This is a genomic window from Litchfieldia sinesaloumensis (assembly GCF_900156865.1).
Classification (GTDB): domain Bacteria; phylum Bacillota; class Bacilli; order Bacillales; family Bacillaceae_L; genus Ferdinandcohnia; species Ferdinandcohnia sinesaloumensis.
Map to the genome: position 1 here is coordinate 2,730,836 of NZ_LT732529.1, position 18,952 is coordinate 2,749,787.

Genomic DNA, 18,952 nt, shown 5'->3' on the forward strand with positions numbered 1-18,952 from the left:
TTTACTTAATCACACCTCTATCTCAAATTCGCGAATAGCTGAGACCTTTATTGATTTAATTTCAGCAATTTGTTTATTAACCACTTCGGCTCTTGCTGCCATTGGTGAATCACTCTTGACGAAGTTTCCATCCTTTAATGGAGATATATAAAGATACATTCCTTTTTCTAATAAATCTTTTTTATGCTGAGTTAGGCCAATTTCCCATGTAGCATTGTTACAAAAATTATCATGAATTAGCTCGCCATCAATAAACGCATACCCAATATCTCCAACATATTCTATTTGAAGGAGGAGCTCTTTTACACCTTCGAAAGCCTCGGGTTCAAAATGAATTACTGCTTTATTTTGATTGACTCTCTTAATCTCTAATTCATTTGGAACTATACTTATCATTTTCTTAAATTCCCGAAACAAGACATTACCATTATCACTAGAAATCTCTTCTCCGCCGATTTTTATTGTTTCTTTAAAGCTAGGGAATGATTTTAATTCAATCGTATCTAGACCTTCGCTTTCCAGCCTTACTCTTTCTTCGTCTACTAGCAAGGTTGCATTCGTAATGAAAATTTGTTCTTTTCCTTTCCATTCAAATTTCCAAAAATTTAAGCTTTGTTCATGTGTTAGCGTACAAATATGAAGCCTCTTGCCCGATTTTAATGTAATATCAGCTAGACTTATCTCTTCATCACTTACTTGAATCAATAGATTTTCATCATTGATAATATTCCCGTTATCTACACTTACTGTTTGGATAGCATCACTATCAAAGTAATACTCACCCTTCATTCCTTTTGGAGTAAAGAAGAAAAAGTATGCCTCACCATCATTTTCTATGCTTGTAAGTAATTGTGTCGTTGAATATTTAAGATGTAGTCCCTGCAGGTCTAGGTTAAAAGGAAGGATACAACACTCATCCTTCGCTAACGATATACCCCCTGATTTTGGAAGACGTATTTCTTCATTCACTAGGTTAACGTTAATGGCAAAGTCGTTTTGGTCCTTTGTTTCAACATGGTCCTGATAATTATTAATAAAGACATAACCTGAATCTTTATGTGCTCTAACCGCAAACCTTACCGTTTCAATATCATATGGGTCCATATTCTGTGTATCGTTTGGGAGGAGTGTTTTTGTTTTGCAAAAGCTTTCCTCCACTGTTTTATAAAAGTAATGTTGACGCTTCAACCTCTTATAGGAATCTCTTACTTGCCCGAACTCTCCAATTGGAGCTTGATAGTCATACGATAGTTTAGGTGTAGCATTCTCATTTAAGTAAGCTGTCTTTTTACCCTTGGGATTTGTGCCACCGTGAAAAACATAGTAACCAACAAAATTACATCCACCAGCTACCTTCATCTCTGCCATGGCATCAACACTTTCATAGGGTAGCTTGAATCTATATTTATAGAAGACTGTCATTCCTCCCCCCATCTCACAGCAAGCAAATGGTAGACTCTCACGACGATATGGAGGTTCAAATCCATCGTTTTTCTGTTGGTCATTATGATAGTCTCTAAAAATAAATTCGGGTGTAGCAGGGTGCTCTTTCGCATCTCCATAGAAAATCCATGGCCAAAATGCGTATCCTCCCCATAACGGCAGGACTTCATCAACTGGTGCTACTGCTCCTCCCCATCCAGTACTGGTGTAAATTGGAGTTTGGATTCCAGCTTTGTTTGCTAGCTCCTTTAGTCTAATAATATGAACATCTCCGTCCCTACCTGCCGATACCCATTCATTACTCGTTCCAGTTGTTATTTCCCAAGGAGCACCTGCATGTTCATACTCATTTTCTATCTGGGTTCCAATGATTGGACCGCCATCTTTAAAGAGCAAGCCTTGCACCTGCTTACCAATTTCTTGATAAAATCTCTCTACATAGGATAAGTACTCTTGATCATTTGAACGAAGCTCAAAAGGTCTCCCAAAAAGCCAGTCTGGAATCCCGCCATTCCTTGCCTCACCATGGGAAAAAGGACCAATTCTTACTATCACACTCAAACCATGCTTGCCACAAAGTGAGACAAATCTTCTGAGGTTTTTATTCCCATTCCAATCAAAGACTCCTTGCTCCTCTTCATGATGATTCCAAAAAACATAGGTTGGGATAATATTAATACCGCCCAATTTCATTTTGATAATCTCATCTTCCCAATTATCACAGTTATATCTGCTGTAATGAAACTCACCGCATATACCGAAAAAAGGACGACCATTTTTTTCTATATAATAGTTCGTTAAGCGATAACTTTCCCCTATTTCATTTGAACCACCTAACTTTGTATTAAGAGGGTATATCTCCTTTTCTGTTTTTTTGACATCAATGCTATACTCTCTCATGAGAAATTTTCTCCTTAATTAATGATTTATGAATCATTGCTCCTTGATGATTTGGGTCAAGGGATAAAGCTTGATTAAAATGCTCTAGAGCGTTATTGACTTTATTAAGCCCCAATAAGCCAAGCGCTTTCATAAAATAACAATGAACTCTGTTTCGTTTAGTAAGGTCATCCTCAAAGACGAGGAAATCGGGTAGGGAAACTGCAAAATAATCTAGGATTACATCATCAAATAAATGTTTATCTGCATAATCAACTAGTTTATTAAATCTGCGTTTCGCTTCCTTCTCATTCTTCAACTTAAGCCAAGCTAATCCTTGATAGAAAATCATTTCGGGTGGTTGGTCGTAGTAGTACATCGCACTTGTAGGTTCTTCTAATCCTAAGGATGCAATTGTAAAACATTCAACCGATCTATCGATTTGATTTAATCCTTCATAAGCCATACCGAGGTAGTAATAAATATTGTTTTCCTGGGCCCCTGCTAATTTACCTTCTCCAAGATTATGTGGATACGATAGTGCTTTTTGCAGAAATTGAATTGCTTGCTCATATTTTCCTTTTGCTAGATATCTCCTACCAAGTTCAACATGTGCCAGCACATATTGTCCGGTTACTTTCCCTTCCCCGCCTTCCCAAGGGTGAAAAGTACGTTTAGATAATAATTCAATAGACTTTTCATAGTGTCCTAGAGTATTTAATAGGGTAATGTACTCAACAAATAAATCATCCCGCTCTTCAACCAGACCAAGATGTAATTGAAGATGACTTAAACGTTTTTCAGGTGTATAACCTATTTTTTTATACAATTGATCCAATTCAAATAACATACGGGCATCAGATTGATTACAAGTAAATGCAGTATCAAAGGCTGTCAGTGCTCTTTCCTTATCCTCAAGAACGTTAAAATAAGCCAAACCTAGATTTCGATGGACAGTAGCGAAATGGGAATCTAATGATCTAGCTGTTTCCCAATGCGTAACTGCTTCCAAATACCTTTTTTTATCATAGAATAAGTTCCCTAAATAATAATGTGCTTTATCAGCCTGTGGATTTCTCATGATTACCTGTTCCAATACAATCATTTCAAACAACGAATTTGGAAAACAGTAATCAGGCGATGATGCATTTCCTTTCTCTCTATGAAAAGCAGCCTTCTCTACTTGTTTACATTTTTCGTATAAATAGGCTAAGCTGAAATGTACCATTGGATAGGTAGCGTCCTCTTCTGTTCTTACTACACGTTGGAGAACTTGAATCGCTTCCTCGAAAAGTCCACATTCAGCGTAATCTACAGATAAATGTAAATGATTATGAACATCTCCTCGCATTAACTGTTGAAGCTGTTTTAAGATTTCCTCTGCTTTTTCAGTTTCACTTTGTTCTTTTAACGCCAAGTAAAGCTCGTTATAGGAACCAAAATCTGCAATATCATACGTAATCGTTTCTTCTGCGTATTCAATTGCCTCTTGTAAACGCTGACTCTTTCGTAATAAGGCCGTTTTAAGGTTGCGTGCTTTGTAATTACGAGTATTACGGTTTAATGCCTTTTCAATATGAACTAACGCGGTATCATATGCTTTATTTTCACAGTCAATTTGTGCCAGAGAGAAATAACCACTATCCTGCCATGCAGCAGACCAAACTGATTTATAAAAGCTAGCATAGGCTTCTTTTAGTTTCCCTTGATACTTGAGTGCTACTCCAAGCTGATAATAGGCTTCAGAATCATAAGGATTTGGATTGCGCCACGTTAATGACTTTATGGCATTTTGAAAATATCCTTCACTCTCTTTAAATAAGCCTCGTCGTACTAGCAATGTCCCATACGCTACATTAATACGAATATCTTTTGGGTCCCGTTTCAACCCTTCTTCATAATAATCTTCAGGTGCAAAGGTTGCATGTCGATATTGCTCTAGGTGCAAGCCTGCAAGATACAACTCCTCTGTTGTCTTTAACTCTTCTGGAATTGGGAGTGGCTTTGCTGGATCTGGAATCTCTTCAACCCTTTTCTCTTCAGGCTGATAGGTAACTAATATGCGCCCTTTATTATCTTTAACAGATATATATAGATCATGAGCTAGCTCTTCTTGATCTAATTGCACCTCGGTCTGAAACGTGTCTGTCGGGGACATTGTTGTGGTTTCATAGATATATGTTTCTCTTTTACCCTTTAATTCGATAACCAGCTCTTCGAACAGAGACGTAACATAAACGAATACCTTAGCTTTATTTATCGTTTCATCAACCTCTACATTAACGGCGGCATCAATTGAAGCGTTTTTGACAACTCCTATATTTTTGTAGGGCATGAAATATTGCTTAAACGACTTTTCCTCATACGGTTGCAGCCACGAGAAATCTGGTTGGTTATCCGTGTAGACCCCCGTCATTAGTTCAATATATGGACCATCTTCATCTGTTAAATTCCTGTCCCAAGCTTGACCAAATTCCCCATTTCCCCATGTCCATTGCTTTTTCCCTGGTGAAATATGTTGATTAGCAACATGCAACAGACCTGCTTTCAAGCCATGGTCGTAACCGCCAATAAAATTATATTTTGACTTGTAGGCCATATAAGATGTCGGAACTGGGATATTTTTATATTTAGAAATATCTACTCCTTCAGAATAATCCTGTTTATAATAGGTACCTGTTGCAATTGGAAACTTGGAAACATCACGCTTCCCATGATCCATTACAGCATGCACATCTGGCGGAAAAACTGATTGTGTATAATCATTTACAGCAACAGCTGGATTTGCCCACCAAAGAAACGTTTGGGGTTCAGGTGTTCTATTATAGAGTTGAGCTGAAATTTCCAAATACGCCTTCCCAGGATGTAAGGTAAAGCCTGCTGTCACCTTAGTACCATACATTCTATCGATTTCACTTACCCATACTGTCGCACTACCATCTTCATTTTCAGAAATTCGATGTTCTAATGGCGCAAATGTAGTTGGGCGATGGTGCTGTGGCCAATTAAATTCAATTCCTCCTGAAATCCATGGTCCTAATAACCCAACAAGTGCAGGCTTTATGACACGATTATAGTAAACGAAGTCATAGTTATTCGTCTTATCAAGTGCACGATAAATTCTCCCACCAATTTCAGGCATAACTTCAATACGCACATATTCATTTTCCAGAATAACTAATTGATAGGTTACGAGCTTCTTATCATCATAGATTTTATCTATAACAGGGTGAGGATATACCTTTCCCGAGCTCCCTTGGTAGACTCTCTTTTCAAGGAACATCGGATTCTTATTTGGCTCTCCGACTCCATAAGTTGGGATATCCCGCTTTTCTTTCCATATACGAACAGAACGATTCATTTATATACCTCCTCTAATTGTTGCTACCTACAATTTTACTTTCTGGGCGTTTTCAAACAATAAATGAAATTCTGTTTTTGATGGACTATATTCTGATTTTTCTATAGAATTATCATTATATATATAGCTTTATTCCAAATTTGGAAAGAGATATCCAATTCATTCAGGGGGCCTGTAATGAAAATGATTAGAAAACAGGATGGATTTAAGTCAGAGAAGCTACTTGTGCTTCCAGAGTATATATTAAAGGATATCAGTAATCATCCACTTATCAGTTCCTTATATGTTACTGATATTGGTTACTTCCCACAGGCGAAATATCATTACCGTGAACGGCTAGAAGCTTGCGATACTCATATCCTTATCTATTGTGCAGCTGGTGAAGGATGGGTGGAAGTAGATCATGAAAAAAACTTTTTACTAAAGAGCCATATGTTTGTTGTGATACCAGCTGGTACTCCTCACCGGTATGGTGCAGATGAACAAAATCCCTGGAGTATTTATTGGTTTCATTTAAAGGGTGAGGAGGTTATAACTTTTATCAATAGTTTTCATTTAAGTGAAGGACCACTACAAATACCACTCAACCATTTCGTTACTTTCATTGAACTGTTTGACCAATGTTTTGTATCACTTTCCGATAAGCCATACTCAAAGCTTCACCACATCAAAACTTCTCAGACGATGAGATATCTACTAAGTTCACTTGGTTTGGCAAGTATACGCACTGGCCAAGAGGAAAGAAAAGAACGTTATTTAGAGAAAACAATTCAATTTATGAACGATAGAATAGACTCGTCCATCACACTATCAGACCTTGCTAAGGTAGCTGGTCTATCCATCCAACATTTAACATACCTATTCAAACAAGAAACAGGCTATCCACCTATCGATTATTTTCTACGAATGAAATTCCAAAGAGCTTGTCAACTACTTGATATAACAGATTATACAGTAAAAGAAATAGCTAGTTCGTTAGGGATAGACGACTCTTATTACTTTTCTAGACTCTTTAAAAAAATCAACGGCAGTTCTCCTACTGAATACCGGAAGAGGAAAAAAGGATGAATCCATTATTTGAAAATAGACTCATCCTTCCCAATGATTGTTCACGTTATTGGGCTACGGATATTTCGTGTTTTTGGGCTAGCCATCTTTGTAATTTAATCGTTTCAATTCCTGCTAGTAAGACAATGCCTATTCCATGTGTATCATTTAAAATCCAAGTAAGATCGTGCTTATAGTACTCAGGTGTAAACGAATATCCCGATCCCTGGCATACACCATAAATATTTCCATTTTGGTCAATTGCATTTTTTGAAAGGCCTTCCCACCCCTTAAAGGCAGCTTTAATGTAAGCGTCTGGTGCTTCTATCCATCCATTACGAATACCTTTTGAAAATGCATAGATAAACATCGATGTACAGGATGATTCCTCATAAGACTCTGAATCTGTTAACACTTGATGCCACAAACCATTTTTCCCTTGCAGTTTTAGGAATCCGTTTGCTAATTCACGAAAGAATGCTCGTAGTTCTACTTGACTTTCATGGTCTTCGGGCAATATTTCAAGTAATTCAGCCAGTGAAAATATGACCCAGCCATTTCCACGTCCCCAAGGCACCAATGTTGCTTTATTAAATTTAAAATCATAAACATGTGACATGATTTGTTTATCCGGAATAAATAAAAACTCTTTATATCGTAAAAATTGGTTTACAGCATCATCTATATAACGCAGGTCACCCGTTTTTTTGTAATACCTACACAGAAAAGGTGTACTCATATAAAGGTCATCACACCAAATTGTGTCTTTCATAAACTCGACACTTCCAAACTTACGATATAAAGTCTGATTTGGAAGCCTATCTTGTATATTTGTTATATGCTCTGCAATATCATCTGCTACTTTATCACCATTTTTAATTTCTTGAAGGTCTTGTGCAGTAAGCATGGTCGCTCCAAATGAACCACAATCATCTAAACTATCAATTCCAGATAACTGTGTGTTTATTGCAGCTGCCCCATACTGCTCGCGGTCCCAGAGCGAGTATGGATAATAGGACGTACATTGCTCAATATGTTTTAAGGCATATTCAACAATATCCTTGCGATTTAGTACCCTTCCTGTTTCCAGAAGACCGTATAATGTTACTCCAAGCGGATAATCCCATTTTCCAAACAATGGATTTTCTAAATACGGTCTTACCCATGTGTTCGGCATATCTAAACGCCAATATGTGCTACCTACTTCTTTGTTAAATAAAGTATCGAGACGTAACATTTCACTTACATTCAAAGATGAGTTTTCTGGAAATGCACCTACATATAACCAACAATCCCTAGCTCCTTCAACAGGTGCTGGTAAGGTAAACTCGATATCTATTTCATCCTTTTTCTTATCTAGTTGAAATCCCCACTCATCTTCAGTACATGTACTTTTAACCACTAGGTCATTTTGACCATACGGAATCGTTAGTTCCAATTGAAACCGAGAGCTTTGATTTGATTTGTATACAGTCTCATGATTTAGAACAACTTCAATCTTTCCTTTATGTTCACCTTCGAGAATAACAGTTTTCAAGATTGGGCTTTGGTTCGCAATTTTTGTCCAAGCAATCGCAAACTGCTTTTTTGGTAATCCAAATATACGTTTAAGTTGAGTCAAATGACCATGTTCAACATTTAAATCCGGATACCATTTCACATCCATAGATGATTCAGTATCACCTTCTGATGGTAATGTTTTTAACTCCTCATCAAGTGGCTCTGTATAGATCCAGCCCTCTTGCCCAAACCTTTCTTCTGACGGTGTTAAAAAGTGAAAAGGAAACCTCTTTAATCTTCCTGTACCAACTATCCCTCCAAACCCTGTTGGGGAATGTGTAAATCTCAAAATGATGTGATTCCAACCCTCTTGGACAGGAACAACTATATTTGCTTTTCTTTTGGCATCTAACTCATCAACTATACTTGATTTAAAAACCAATTCATTGTTTATATAAAGCTGAACAGGGCCAAAGCTTGTTACACTTAACGTAATATCCTTGTTCTCATCACTCCAATACTTTGACCAAGCATATACAAATTGACCATACTCTGAGGTAGGATAACGCTGTTCGAGATCAAAGACATAGCGATAATCCTCCTGTCGTATAAATCCATCTCTACAAAATGCTCGAAACTTAAAAGGGTGAGGTGGATTACTTCCAATGTATCGACTAGAAATAGCTTCAACAATCGACTCTACATCGTGATAGAACCTTGAAAAAATGCTATTATTCGGATGAAAATATGTGGAACTCATTGTTTTTTCACTCTTATTCATGGACATAGATATACTTAACTCCTTCAACCTCGTTTTTACGGCTTTGGCTTTCGGTACACGTTTATCTATAACTTCTTACGCACCTAATTCATCCCTTACGACTAATTCAATTGAAACTGGACCCAGTAGTCCCGAAGGAAGTCGTGCATCATCCATTTCATTCGCTCGACTGTTTGTGACATAAACAGTTAGGTGGTTCACACCATTAATTAAATCTTTTGGATTTACTTCAAAGGAATACGGTGCCCACATTTTCACACCGATTTCTTTTCCATTAATCGATGCCTTTACGATTTCATACACTTCACCTAAATGAAGAGTAACATTTACAATTGAACTTAAATCTTCTATTGCAAACTGATTTTCATAGACGACCTCTCCTGAGAAGGATTCCATCCCATCCCATTTTGTCCAGGATTCTAATTCTCTACCTGACCTATCTTCAACAATCCAATCATGTTCTATCGGGATTCTCTCAATTTTTAAATCTTCATTGGGACAAAGGACCTGTCCCTCTGTCCCATGTGCTGTGTCAATGGCATACACGATTGATGATCTTCGTTCGAGATTCAAAGGAACTGCTAATCTACTATTTTCCTGAAAAGGTTGTAGTTTCACGATTTCTCCTGTCCACGCATCCCATTTTTCAACTGTTCCTTCTTCCTTGAGATGTAAGGTTCCACTGTAATGATTTTCCCCTTCATTCACCAATAGGTAAAATAGCCTTCCTTCTTTTATAACCTTACTGACTCTGATATCTTTGCTGGCAGGATGAATGACAACCTCTTTGCGATGCAACTTGGAAAGTGCATTAACCACTTGTTCGATTTGTTGAATGACCTTCGCGCCTTGAATTGGTGAAGTTGATTCGTTCTCACTATGAACGATGACTTCTCCTCCACTTCTAATGAAGGTTACTAACTTATCAATTACTGATACATCTAGTTTTGTGCTATCTTCGACGATAATAGTTTGATAGGATTGATTCTGTATGTTTACTACTCCATCTACGATTGAAGTTGAGGATAAGAACAACGATTCCTCCAGATAATTGAATTCCACTTGGTTTTCAAATAGTGGTTTCGCAATTTTCCATGGTAAATGGTCTTCGGTAGATAAAACAGCGACCCCTGTTTGATTTGTACTATCCGTCATTAACCAGCTTAATCGTTTCATATATTGTGCAAACTGCTTGTAATGTGGCCACCACAAATTATTAGGACCGACATCTGGTGGACGCTCGTGACTTCTCCGTTGTCCATCTATCGAATAATAAAAAGCATGTGGACAAAGGAGATTAACTCCCCTCACTAACAGCCAATCCATATACCACTTCATGTCACCAGGACTAAGAGCCCAGGGGCTTTCCTTACTACAAACTCCCAAAAACTCATTAAGATTTCTTCTTCTTCCCCTGTGTCTCGCTGAATCAGCAGAGCATTTACCAGCTGTAGAATGATGACCTTCCAATGCCTTTCCATCCTCAGGAGCGACCCAACGCCAAACGACATCCTGACCAGGGATTTGAAAATGTTCGAGTAACCCAATATCATCACTTGCCTCCGGATGGCCAGTTAGAGCAATCCCATGATTCGAACACCAGTCACTAATTTGCTTATAGTAGGCTTCGGTTAATCGCTTATTTACAGCTTTTCGATAATTTTTCCTAAGATTCTCGGTTTCAACTCCGACGTCAAACCATAAGGCAGGAAGCTGCACTTCCTTGTTTCCATTCTCTTTATAAAAGGACAGAAATTCTCTTGTCCAAGGCTTTAACTCTCTTGATGAACCTCTTCCTAAAATATCGGGTTCATCGGTGAACATAGCAATAATTGTACTACCAAAATAGTTCTTCAATTTGTTGTAATATGTGTCATGGGTGATCTCGATAAATTTCCTCACGGCCTCTGGATTCAGTAGATCAGTAGATGCTGGAGCATTCGCTTCACCGTCATCCTCACCAAAATGAATACCTCGAATATGACCTTCCGAGTACGTTTCAATAAAAACGAGAATAATCCAATCCCCCTCATCCGGAGGGCTAAAACTCACATGATCATTCTCAAAACGTAACACTTGCGATGTTGATAAATCTATTGAACTCACTGAAGTCTTTTTCACAGCTTGAGCTGAAACAAATGTCTCTCCCTCTGCTAAACCAATTTTTATCTTAGATTTATTTTCAAGAGGGTACTCGATCATCTTTAGGCCCCTACTTGCAAACTCAGGATTCTCTTTAACTACAAATCCTTTCGCTGATCCAGAAGGATACATTGCCTCATCGTACAAAATCACCGTCATGTCTAACCTTTTTGCTTTCTCGACTGCTGCTTGGACATATTCCATAAATGAATCTGACAAGTATTCAATTTCCTCGGGAATCCCTATTCTTGGATGAATTACAAATCCTGTTACACCTTTATTATAAAAATCGTGGATTTGTCTCGTAATCTCTTCTTTTGTTAAATGATCATTCCAAAACCAAAATGGAATTGGCGTAAACTCCTCTGGTGGATGTACAAATTGCTGTTTCAATGTGTTAGGCATTTTTTCACACTCCTCAATCTACAGTCCGTTCACAAATATGAATGTACTCGCAAGTAAATTAATAGTTAACAAGATCCTCTACTCTTACCGCTTGCCCCGTATTAAGGGATATATTCCCTGCAATTCCTGTTAAAATAGACATGGTACCATCAACATGTGAAGCAGCACGATTAAATTCATCTTTAACTGGGGTTCCAAAAAGGTCTTGAAGAAGAATAGGATCTCCACCACCATGCCCACCTTTTCCTTCAACTACCTCTACTTCATAAGGCTTACCAAACATCGGCATAACAACAATTGATTTGTCCTTTACTCTTCCTTCATCATCCTTGCTTCCACCTGAATTAATGTAGGATTGTTCACGAATTCGAACTTCGATCCTTCCTTTGGTTCCATTAAAGGAAACAATGTACCCCTCCCATGGGAGATATGCATTTAATGAGTAGTTAAGAATGGCTTTACTTTTATATGTAACCATTACACCGAGTGTATCTTCTATGTTTATTCCATCTCCGAATACACTTTGGTCCCGTTGGTAGCCGTCTTCTTTCTCAGCATCCAAATACATGGATTTTAAATGTGGATTCCCTTCCAAGTCAATTGCAAATGGATCTTCTTTTGCAAACTTATTTCCATGTGCTCGTTGATAGAATTGTGTTACACCTCTTGCTTCAGCATTTTCTCTTCCATAAAATCGCAACCCACCGGCTGCATATACTGTCTCAGGTGTAGTACCTAACCAAAAATTAACTAAATCAAAATGATGAGTAGATTTATGTACAAGTAGTCCGCCACTATTTCGCTTATCACGATGCCATCTTCGGAAGTAGTCAGCCCCATGCTGTGTATCTAATGCCCACTCAAAATTTACAGAGTTGACTTGGCCAATAACATCGTTCATGATAAGTTCCCGTATTTTTGTATTATGCGGAGCATAGCGATAATTGAACGCAACCCTAACTTCCCGTCCAGTTCGGTTTACAGCATCAATAATAGCCTGACATTTCTCGGCATCAATTGTCATTGGTTTTTCTGTAATGACATCACACCCTAACTCCAAAGCTTTAATAATGTACGTATGATGTGTACGGTCAACGGTTGTTACAATAACTGTATCTGGCTTTTCCTCTTCAATCATCTTTTCAAAATCAGTGTGTAAATACGTATTAATTTTCGTGTGATTATATCTTTCTTCTAACAATTGATTTGCATAATCCATACGCGTTTGATTCAAGTCACAAAAAGCCACTAGTTTACAAGTTTCTTTGAAATCCCTTACAATTGCACCGTAGAAAAATTCCGCTCTTCCTCCTGTACCAATTAACACATATTTTTTCATCCCAAATCTCCCCATTCACACTTTAATTTTTATTAAAGATAAATAATAGTTCCTCTTCTTTTAGATTAGTTTCTTCATGTATTTACTACAATAGGACAATTTTAAAAAGCCGGAAAACTGGATATTCATTTTTTGATTTTTTTATACTTTTTTAACTCACCTATATTTACTTAATTATTGATGAAAATATCTAAACAACCGAATAAGTTACACAGGTTGTCACGTATCTCACAAAAAACAAGCATACCCAATTTTGGATATGCTTGCTTTCACTTAATAGTCTATCTTCCCCCATTTAATCTTTTCAGGATTCGGACAGGATTTATGTTTAAATTTTGCTTGATAGTACACGATAAATCCACCATACCTACAAGTGGTTCCGTATTGAAGAGCGTGGCAGCTGCCACATTCCTTTAATCTAGAGTCATAGATTTCATTGGTTACAAGTAACGAAGGATCCTCGTCTGCTTCAATTAAAAGCTCTTGAATGACCTCATCTGAAACAATGACTGATCCTAAACAGCCTTTACAAGTCATATGTTAGTTACCACTGCTCGTCAAATCAAAGGCTAACGTTACAACAGATTTCGCCGGTAGTTGAACGTTCAGCTTATCTTCTACAAATGTTACACCATGGAACTCCTCTATTTTCACCTCATCTGGTTGATCAAATGTATTATGTGCATTCATACTTTCCGCTGTGAGAATGGTTCCAGTCATGCGTGTTTGTTGTAGTGCTAGCCCACGTAAATCTAAGTCAAGTTCTGCACCATTTTCATGATCAATATTACAAAGACTGATATGGATTTTTCCTTCATCATTCTTTGAAGCCGATACACTAACCTGAGGAAGCGTTTGACCGTCAAACTCATAGTTTCCATAAAATGAATCTACATCCAAACGCTCTGCATCTTGATGTACTTTAAACATATCAAATACATGATATGTTGGTGTTAGGATCATTTTTTCACCTTCTGTTAGAATCATAGCTTGTAGGACATTAACAGTCTGCGCAATATTTGTCATCTGAACACGTTCAGCATGTTTATGGAAGATGTTAAAATGAAGACCCGCTACAAGCGCATCGCGCAGTGTGTTTTGTTGATACAAGAATCCTGGATTCGTACCTTTTTCAACGTTAAACCATGTACCCCATTCATCAATAATGAGTCCTACTCGTTTTTTAGGGTCATATTGATCCATGATACTACTGTGTTTGGTAATTAATTCGTCCATATGAAAGGCTTTTTTCATCGTAACAAACCATTCGTTTTCTTGGAAGTCAGTAGCAGAACCCTTGTCTGACCATTCACCAGGAACTGTATAATAGTGGAGACTGAGTCCATCCATCATTCTGTGTGCATTTTTCATTAGCACTTCTGTCCAATGATAATCACTGGAGTTTGCACCACCAGCAATTTTGTAGAGTTTGTTTCCATTAAAGTTTCTGACGTATGTTTGGTATTGGCGGTAAAGATCTGCATAGTACTCGGCACGCATATTTCCTCCACAGCCCCAGTTTTCGTTTCCTACTCCAAAATAGGTTAACTTCCATGGCTCTTCTCTACCATTTTCTCTTCGCCAGTTTGCCATTGGGGATTCACCCTCAAAGGTCATATATTCTACCCATTCTGCCATTTCTTGGACCGTGCCACTCCCTACATTTCCACAGATATAAGGCTCACATTCTAATAACTCACATAAAAGCATAAACTCATGGGTTCCGAAATGATTGTTTTCGACAACACCGCCCCAATGCGTGTTTACCATTCGCTTACGGTTTTCCTTCGGTCCTACTCCATCCTTCCAGTGGTATTCATCCGCAAAACAACCACCAGGCCAGCGTAACACTGGTATTTTAATATTCTTCAAGGCTGCTAGGACATCATTACGGATTCCTTCTGTATTTGGTATAGAAGAATCTTCCCCCACCCAAATTCCTTCATAAATACATCTTCCAAGATGCTCAGCAAAATGACCGTAAATATTTCGATTAATTTTCCCCCGCTGAATGTCTGTATTTACCACAATCTTTTTTCCCATATTAAACTCCTCCTTATTCATTAAAAATCGGGACCCAGTGTTTGAGTACCCGATTTATGATTGTTCTTGAAGCCAGAGCTTTGACTTTTCATTCACCTTTTCAAACGCACGAATGGCAGGTTTCATGATAAATAGTGCCAATAAGTTCCCACTATAGAGAATAGTAATAGGTGGTGCAAAGGATAATACAAAGAGAATACCAAAACTACCTATTAAAATATAAAAAGTAGATAAAGGATTCATAATCATAACAAAGAAGGAATTCTTAATGATTTGACTGATTTTCATGTCATAATGAACAAACATAGGAATGATATAGGATACCATTGAAACAAAAATAAATGTAATGATTACCAATGGTACATATAACATTGATACAATTTGATTTGGAGCATTTAACACAAAATGAAAGTCAATGTATAAGACTAGACTACTCCCAACAAGTAAAAGCCCTAGTAGATTACTTTTTCCAAATTCACGCTTATAGGACATCCAAAATGTTTTAAAGATGGAGACATCGTCTTCACCTTGTATCCATTTTCTCGCAACAGCAAAAAGGGCAACCGTTGCGGGAAAGAAACCAAAAATAACGAGACCTAATAGCGTAAACGAAATCCATAATAGATTTAAGAATGCTAGACGCGATATCCATTCTAGCAAACGATAAAAGCCTCCCATGATTCCTGCTGTTTCCATCTGTAATCCTCCTTTGTTTATCCTCTAAGTTGTTTGCCACTCTTTAACAGAGTGGCAGTTTGTTATTACCCAAATTACCCCTTTAATCCACTCATACTGATACCTTCCACAACATGACGTTGGAAGATGAAGAACACGATAAAGACTGGAAGTAAAGTAACAACGGACATTGCAAACATTGCACCCCAGTTCGATACGGTTTCATTACTTAAGAACATATTTAATGCCATTGAAACGGTGTATTTGGAAGGCGAATTCAAGTATAGAACTGGCCCTAATAGATTTTCCCATGTCCAATAAAACGAGAAAATGGACGCTGTAGCTAATGCTGGTTTAATTAATGGCAAGATAATCTTCGAGAAAATCTTAAATGTATTACATCCATCAATAATCGCAGCTTCATCAAGTTCTCTTGGAATTGTCCTAATAAATTGGACTAATAGGAAAATAAAGAATGGGTGCCCAAAATAAGCTGGGACTGCTAGTGGCTTAATTGAGTTAAGCCAATCTAACTTCGCGAATATGATATATTGTGGAACCATTAATACATCATGAGGAAGCATTAAGGTTACCATCATAATTCCAAACCATAATGTTTTTCCCTTAAACTTTAATCGCGCAAATCCAAAAGCAATAAAAGCCGATGAAATAACCTGTCCGATTAATGTTAAGACAACAAGCACTGCCGTATTTTTAATAAACACTCCGAAAGAGTGCCCCCCAATTCCTTGCCAACCGTCAACAAAGTTTGTCCATATCCATGGATCCGGGATAAGTGATTTAGCTGTAATAAAAATCGTATCACTTGGTTTAAATGAACTCATTAGGAGCCAAATAACGGGATAAAGCATGACAATTGCAAACCCACCAACAAGTATGTGGTAAACCCACCATCTTGGTGTTTTTAGTTTTGCTTTCATTGTTATCTGCCTCCTTCCGATTCATAGTGAACCCAGAATTTCGATGTAGTGAAAATAATCACGGTTAAAATTCCTACAATTATGAGCATAATCCATGCCATTGCTGATGCATAACCCATGTTAAAGAATTCAAAACCTTGGATGAATAGATATAAAGAATAAAGTAGGGTACCATCTAATGGTCCACCTGTACCTTTTGAAATAATAAACGCTGGTACGAATGTCATAAAGGCTGCAATGGTTTGCATAACCGTATTAAATAGGATAACTGGACTTAGCATCGGAAGGGTGATTTTGAGGAATTGCTGGATTCCATTCGCACCATCAACACTAGCAGCTTCATAATAACTTCTTGGAATACTCTTTAGTCCAGCTAAGAAAATTAGCATCGAAGAACCAAATTGCCAGACGGATAAAAAGATAAGCATCCATAAAGCGGCTGTTGGATCACCAAACCATCTTACTGTGGGAATTCCAATTAGTTCTAATAAGATATTAACAATACCTAAGTCTCCAAAGACATTTCGCCACATAATGGCAACGGCAACACTACCACCAATTAGTGACGGCAAATAAAATAGAGTTCGGTATAATCCAACCGCTTTGGAAGCCGTGTTTAACATCATCGCAATTAATAGAGCGAAAGCAAGTCTCAATGGTACTCCAGCAAACACATAAATAAGCGTGACTTTTAAGGATTGCCAATAACGAGGATCACCAGTAAACATTTTTTTATAGTTTTCTATACCAATCCATTTCGGTGGTGCAAATAAGTTATAGTTTGTAAATGATAGATATAAAGATGCAACGATTGGTATTAGCGTAAAGGCTAAGAATCCAATAATAAACGGACTTATAAACGCATAACCCGTTAGATTTTCCTTGAAGGTTCGCATTTTTTTACTAACAGGACGAATAGGTATATTAGCGTTTTCCTTTACCACAGGTGTGCTCATGTTTTCATCTCCTTTTTCTCTGATTTGGTTTCCTAGATGAAAGGAAGATAGCTAATCTTATAGGGGATTAGCTATCGTTTTGCTATGAATTATTTATTTTGTGATAAGACGCTTTCTGCTTGTTGTCTAAATTGCTTCGCAGCATCTTCGACACTAAGTTGACCATAGTTCATTTGCTCAGATAAAGCATCAAGTGTTTCAATTACTTCACCAGCACCAACTGGGTCTGGACCATCAAAGCTTGAGCTATTACTATCAGCCCACTCGATATAATCAAATACTTGAACTTGTGCTTCACTTAGTTCCGGTTTAAGCGCTTCTTGTACCTTAGGAGAACCTGGTACTCCACGATCACCTAGGTTTAATTTATTAGCTTCAACATCATTAATCATGAAGTTGATAAACTTAGCAGCTTCTTCTTGGTGTTTTGAGTTACTCGCAATTGACCAGAACATACTTGGTTTCAAGTAGAGGCCTTTATCTGCTCCAGGTCCAGGCATACCTACCATTTCTAGCGGTCTATTTGCAACTTGTTGTAAACCTACGAATTGGTTTGACCATTGGAAAATTCCAATTGCATCTTCAGTAACTACAGGGTCATCTTCAATTCCTTTTAACTGTGCTAAATAGTCAGGAGTTGGTGTAGAACCATCTTTAACCATACCTGAGTGCATTTCGAAGAAGTCGATAAATAATTGGTCATCATCATACCCCAATCCAGTACCATCGCTACTGAAAAGAGTTTTGCCTAATGTTCTTAAGTAATAGTTAAAGAACACATCAGCTTTCATTCCTGTGTCCATATAGATACCAGCATCTTTTGCTTTTTTAGCTATATCTTTATAATCATCCCATGTCCAATCTTCAGGAATACTGTCTACACCAATTGACTTTAGTAATGCAGGGTCATAATGAAAACCTACAGCATTCATCCCTGTACTTATTCCTGCTAGCTTACCATCTAACTCACCAGCACTTACATAGTTATCAGATAAATCACTTGTATCAATTTGGTTACCTACAAACGGAGTTATATCTGCTAACTGGCCATTTTGACCGTATTGAGAGATATACGATAAATCCATTTGGACAATATCAGGTAATTCTTTTGCTGCAGCTTGAGGGGCAAGCTTCTTCCAGTAATCATCCCAAGCAGCATATTCAGCTTCGATTTTCACATTTGGATTTTGTTCTTCATACTTTTTAATGATTTCAAGTGTGTAATCATGACGTGGCTGTGATCCCCACCAAGCAATACGGAGTGTAACCTTATCATCTTTACTGTCGCCTCCATCTTTGCTTCCCTTGGAATCATCACCTCCAGTTGAATTACTTCCACTACATGCCGCTAATGACGCTACTAAAAACAAAGAAACAAGTAGTACTAAGAATTTCTTCATCCTTTTTCCCCCTTCTCTTTATGAAAGTGTTTACATTTCT

The 18,952-nt window shown here is 37.6% G+C and carries 12 protein-coding genes; 1 reads left to right on the forward strand and 11 read right to left on the reverse strand.

The features are described from left to right. Nucleotides 1–9: 9 nt before the first annotated feature. Together CZ490_RS13545 and CZ490_RS13550 are read right to left on the reverse strand one after the other, a co-directional pair. Nucleotides 10–2,343 (reverse strand): beta-galactosidase, encoded by a 2,334-nt coding sequence (locus tag CZ490_RS13545; protein ID WP_077619382.1) that lies wholly within the window; start codon nt 2,341–2,343, stop codon nt 10–12. Then, entirely contained in the window at nt 2,330–5,683 is a 3,354-nt protein-coding gene (locus CZ490_RS13550) for a DUF5107 domain-containing protein (RefSeq protein ID WP_077619383.1), read from the reverse strand. Before CZ490_RS13550 ends, CZ490_RS13545 begins: the two co-directional genes overlap by 14 nt. Before the next feature lie 177 nt (nt 5,684–5,860). On the opposite strand from CZ490_RS13550, the gene CZ490_RS13555 reads away from it, so the two are divergent. Next, nucleotides 5,861–6,751 carry an AraC family transcriptional regulator gene (locus tag CZ490_RS13555; RefSeq protein WP_077619384.1) on the forward strand — a complete coding sequence of 297 codons (891 nt, stop codon included), beginning with the start codon at nt 5,861–5,863 and terminating at the stop codon, nt 6,749–6,751. 46 nt (nt 6,752–6,797) lie between these two features. Here the strand turns inward: CZ490_RS13555 and CZ490_RS13560 are convergent, their stop codons facing one another. The 9 genes from CZ490_RS13560 to CZ490_RS13600 form a co-directional block, all read right to left on the reverse strand. Then, nucleotides 6,798–9,011, reverse strand: a complete 2,214-nt coding sequence (locus CZ490_RS13560) for a glycoside hydrolase family 88/105 protein (protein ID WP_234987235.1) — start codon at nt 9,009–9,011, stop codon at nt 6,798–6,800. A gap of 75 nt (nt 9,012–9,086) precedes the next feature. Next, the gene (locus CZ490_RS13565) at nt 9,087–11,558 is read right to left on the reverse strand and encodes a glycosyl hydrolase (RefSeq protein ID WP_077619385.1); all 2,472 of its coding nucleotides are present in this window, start codon (nt 11,556–11,558) and stop codon (nt 9,087–9,089) included. Between the two features lie 58 nt (nt 11,559–11,616). Then, the gene (locus tag CZ490_RS13570) at nt 11,617–12,897 is read right to left on the reverse strand and encodes a Gfo/Idh/MocA family oxidoreductase (RefSeq protein ID WP_077619386.1); all 1,281 of its coding nucleotides are present in this window, start codon (nt 12,895–12,897) and stop codon (nt 11,617–11,619) included. Nucleotides 12,898–13,170: 273 nt separating this feature from the next. Beyond that, nucleotides 13,171–13,434, reverse strand: coding sequence for a hypothetical protein (locus CZ490_RS13575; protein ID WP_077619387.1), 264 nt, complete (start codon nt 13,432–13,434; stop codon nt 13,171–13,173). A gap of 3 nt (nt 13,435–13,437) precedes the next feature. Continuing rightward, entirely contained in the window at nt 13,438–14,940 is a 1,503-nt protein-coding gene (locus tag CZ490_RS13580) for an alpha-N-arabinofuranosidase (protein ID WP_077619388.1), read from the reverse strand. A 54-nt stretch (nt 14,941–14,994) separates the two neighbouring features. Then, nucleotides 14,995–15,636, reverse strand: a complete 642-nt coding sequence (locus CZ490_RS13585; RefSeq protein WP_077619389.1) for a YesL family protein — start codon at nt 15,634–15,636, stop codon at nt 14,995–14,997. Between the two features lie 74 nt (nt 15,637–15,710). Beyond that, on the reverse strand, nt 15,711–16,556 hold the full coding sequence (locus CZ490_RS13590) for a carbohydrate ABC transporter permease (RefSeq protein ID WP_077619390.1): 846 nt from the start codon (nt 16,554–16,556) through the stop codon (nt 15,711–15,713). A gap of 2 nt (nt 16,557–16,558) precedes the next feature. After that, the gene (locus CZ490_RS13595; protein ID WP_077621067.1) at nt 16,559–17,452 is read right to left on the reverse strand and encodes a carbohydrate ABC transporter permease; all 894 of its coding nucleotides are present in this window, start codon (nt 17,450–17,452) and stop codon (nt 16,559–16,561) included. Between the two features lie 149 nt (nt 17,453–17,601). After that, nucleotides 17,602–18,912, reverse strand: coding sequence for an ABC transporter substrate-binding protein (locus CZ490_RS13600; RefSeq protein ID WP_077619391.1), 1,311 nt, complete (start codon nt 18,910–18,912; stop codon nt 17,602–17,604). Between the last annotated feature and the right edge of the window lie 40 nt (nt 18,913–18,952).

Bases quoted from the DNA above. Each gene is read 5' to 3' on its own strand.
- CZ490_RS13545 (WP_077619382.1), bottom strand. From the start codon at position 2,343: ATGAGAGAGTATAGCATTGATGTCAAAAAAACAGAAAAGGAGATATAC.
- CZ490_RS13555 (WP_077619384.1), top strand. From the start codon at position 5,861: ATGAAAATGATTAGAAAACAGGATGGATTTAAGTCAGAGAAGCTACTT.
- CZ490_RS13565 (WP_077619385.1), bottom strand. From the start codon at position 11,558: ATGCCTAACACATTGAAACAGCAATTTGTACATCCACCAGAGGAGTTT.
- CZ490_RS13575 (WP_077619387.1), bottom strand. From the start codon at position 13,434: ATGACTTGTAAAGGCTGTTTAGGATCAGTCATTGTTTCAGATGAGGTC.
- CZ490_RS13595 (WP_077621067.1), bottom strand. From the start codon at position 17,452: ATGCGAACCTTCAAGGAAAATCTAACGGGTTATGCGTTTATAAGTCCG.
- CZ490_RS13600 (WP_077619391.1), bottom strand. From the start codon at position 18,912: ATGAAGAAATTCTTAGTACTACTTGTTTCTTTGTTTTTAGTAGCGTCA.
- CZ490_RS13570 (WP_077619386.1), bottom strand. From the start codon at position 12,897: ATGAAAAAATATGTGTTAATTGGTACAGGAGGAAGAGCGGAATTTTTC.
- CZ490_RS13590 (WP_077619390.1), bottom strand. From the start codon at position 16,556: ATGAAAGCAAAACTAAAAACACCAAGATGGTGGGTTTACCACATACTT.
- CZ490_RS13550 (WP_077619383.1), bottom strand. From the start codon at position 5,683: ATGAATCGTTCTGTTCGTATATGGAAAGAAAAGCGGGATATCCCAACT.
- CZ490_RS13580 (WP_077619388.1), bottom strand. From the start codon at position 14,940: ATGGGAAAAAAGATTGTGGTAAATACAGACATTCAGCGGGGGAAAATT.
- CZ490_RS13560 (WP_234987235.1), bottom strand. From the start codon at position 9,011: ATGAATAAGAGTGAAAAAACAATGAGTTCCACATATTTTCATCCGAAT.
- CZ490_RS13585 (WP_077619389.1), bottom strand. From the start codon at position 15,636: ATGGAAACAGCAGGAATCATGGGAGGCTTTTATCGTTTGCTAGAATGG.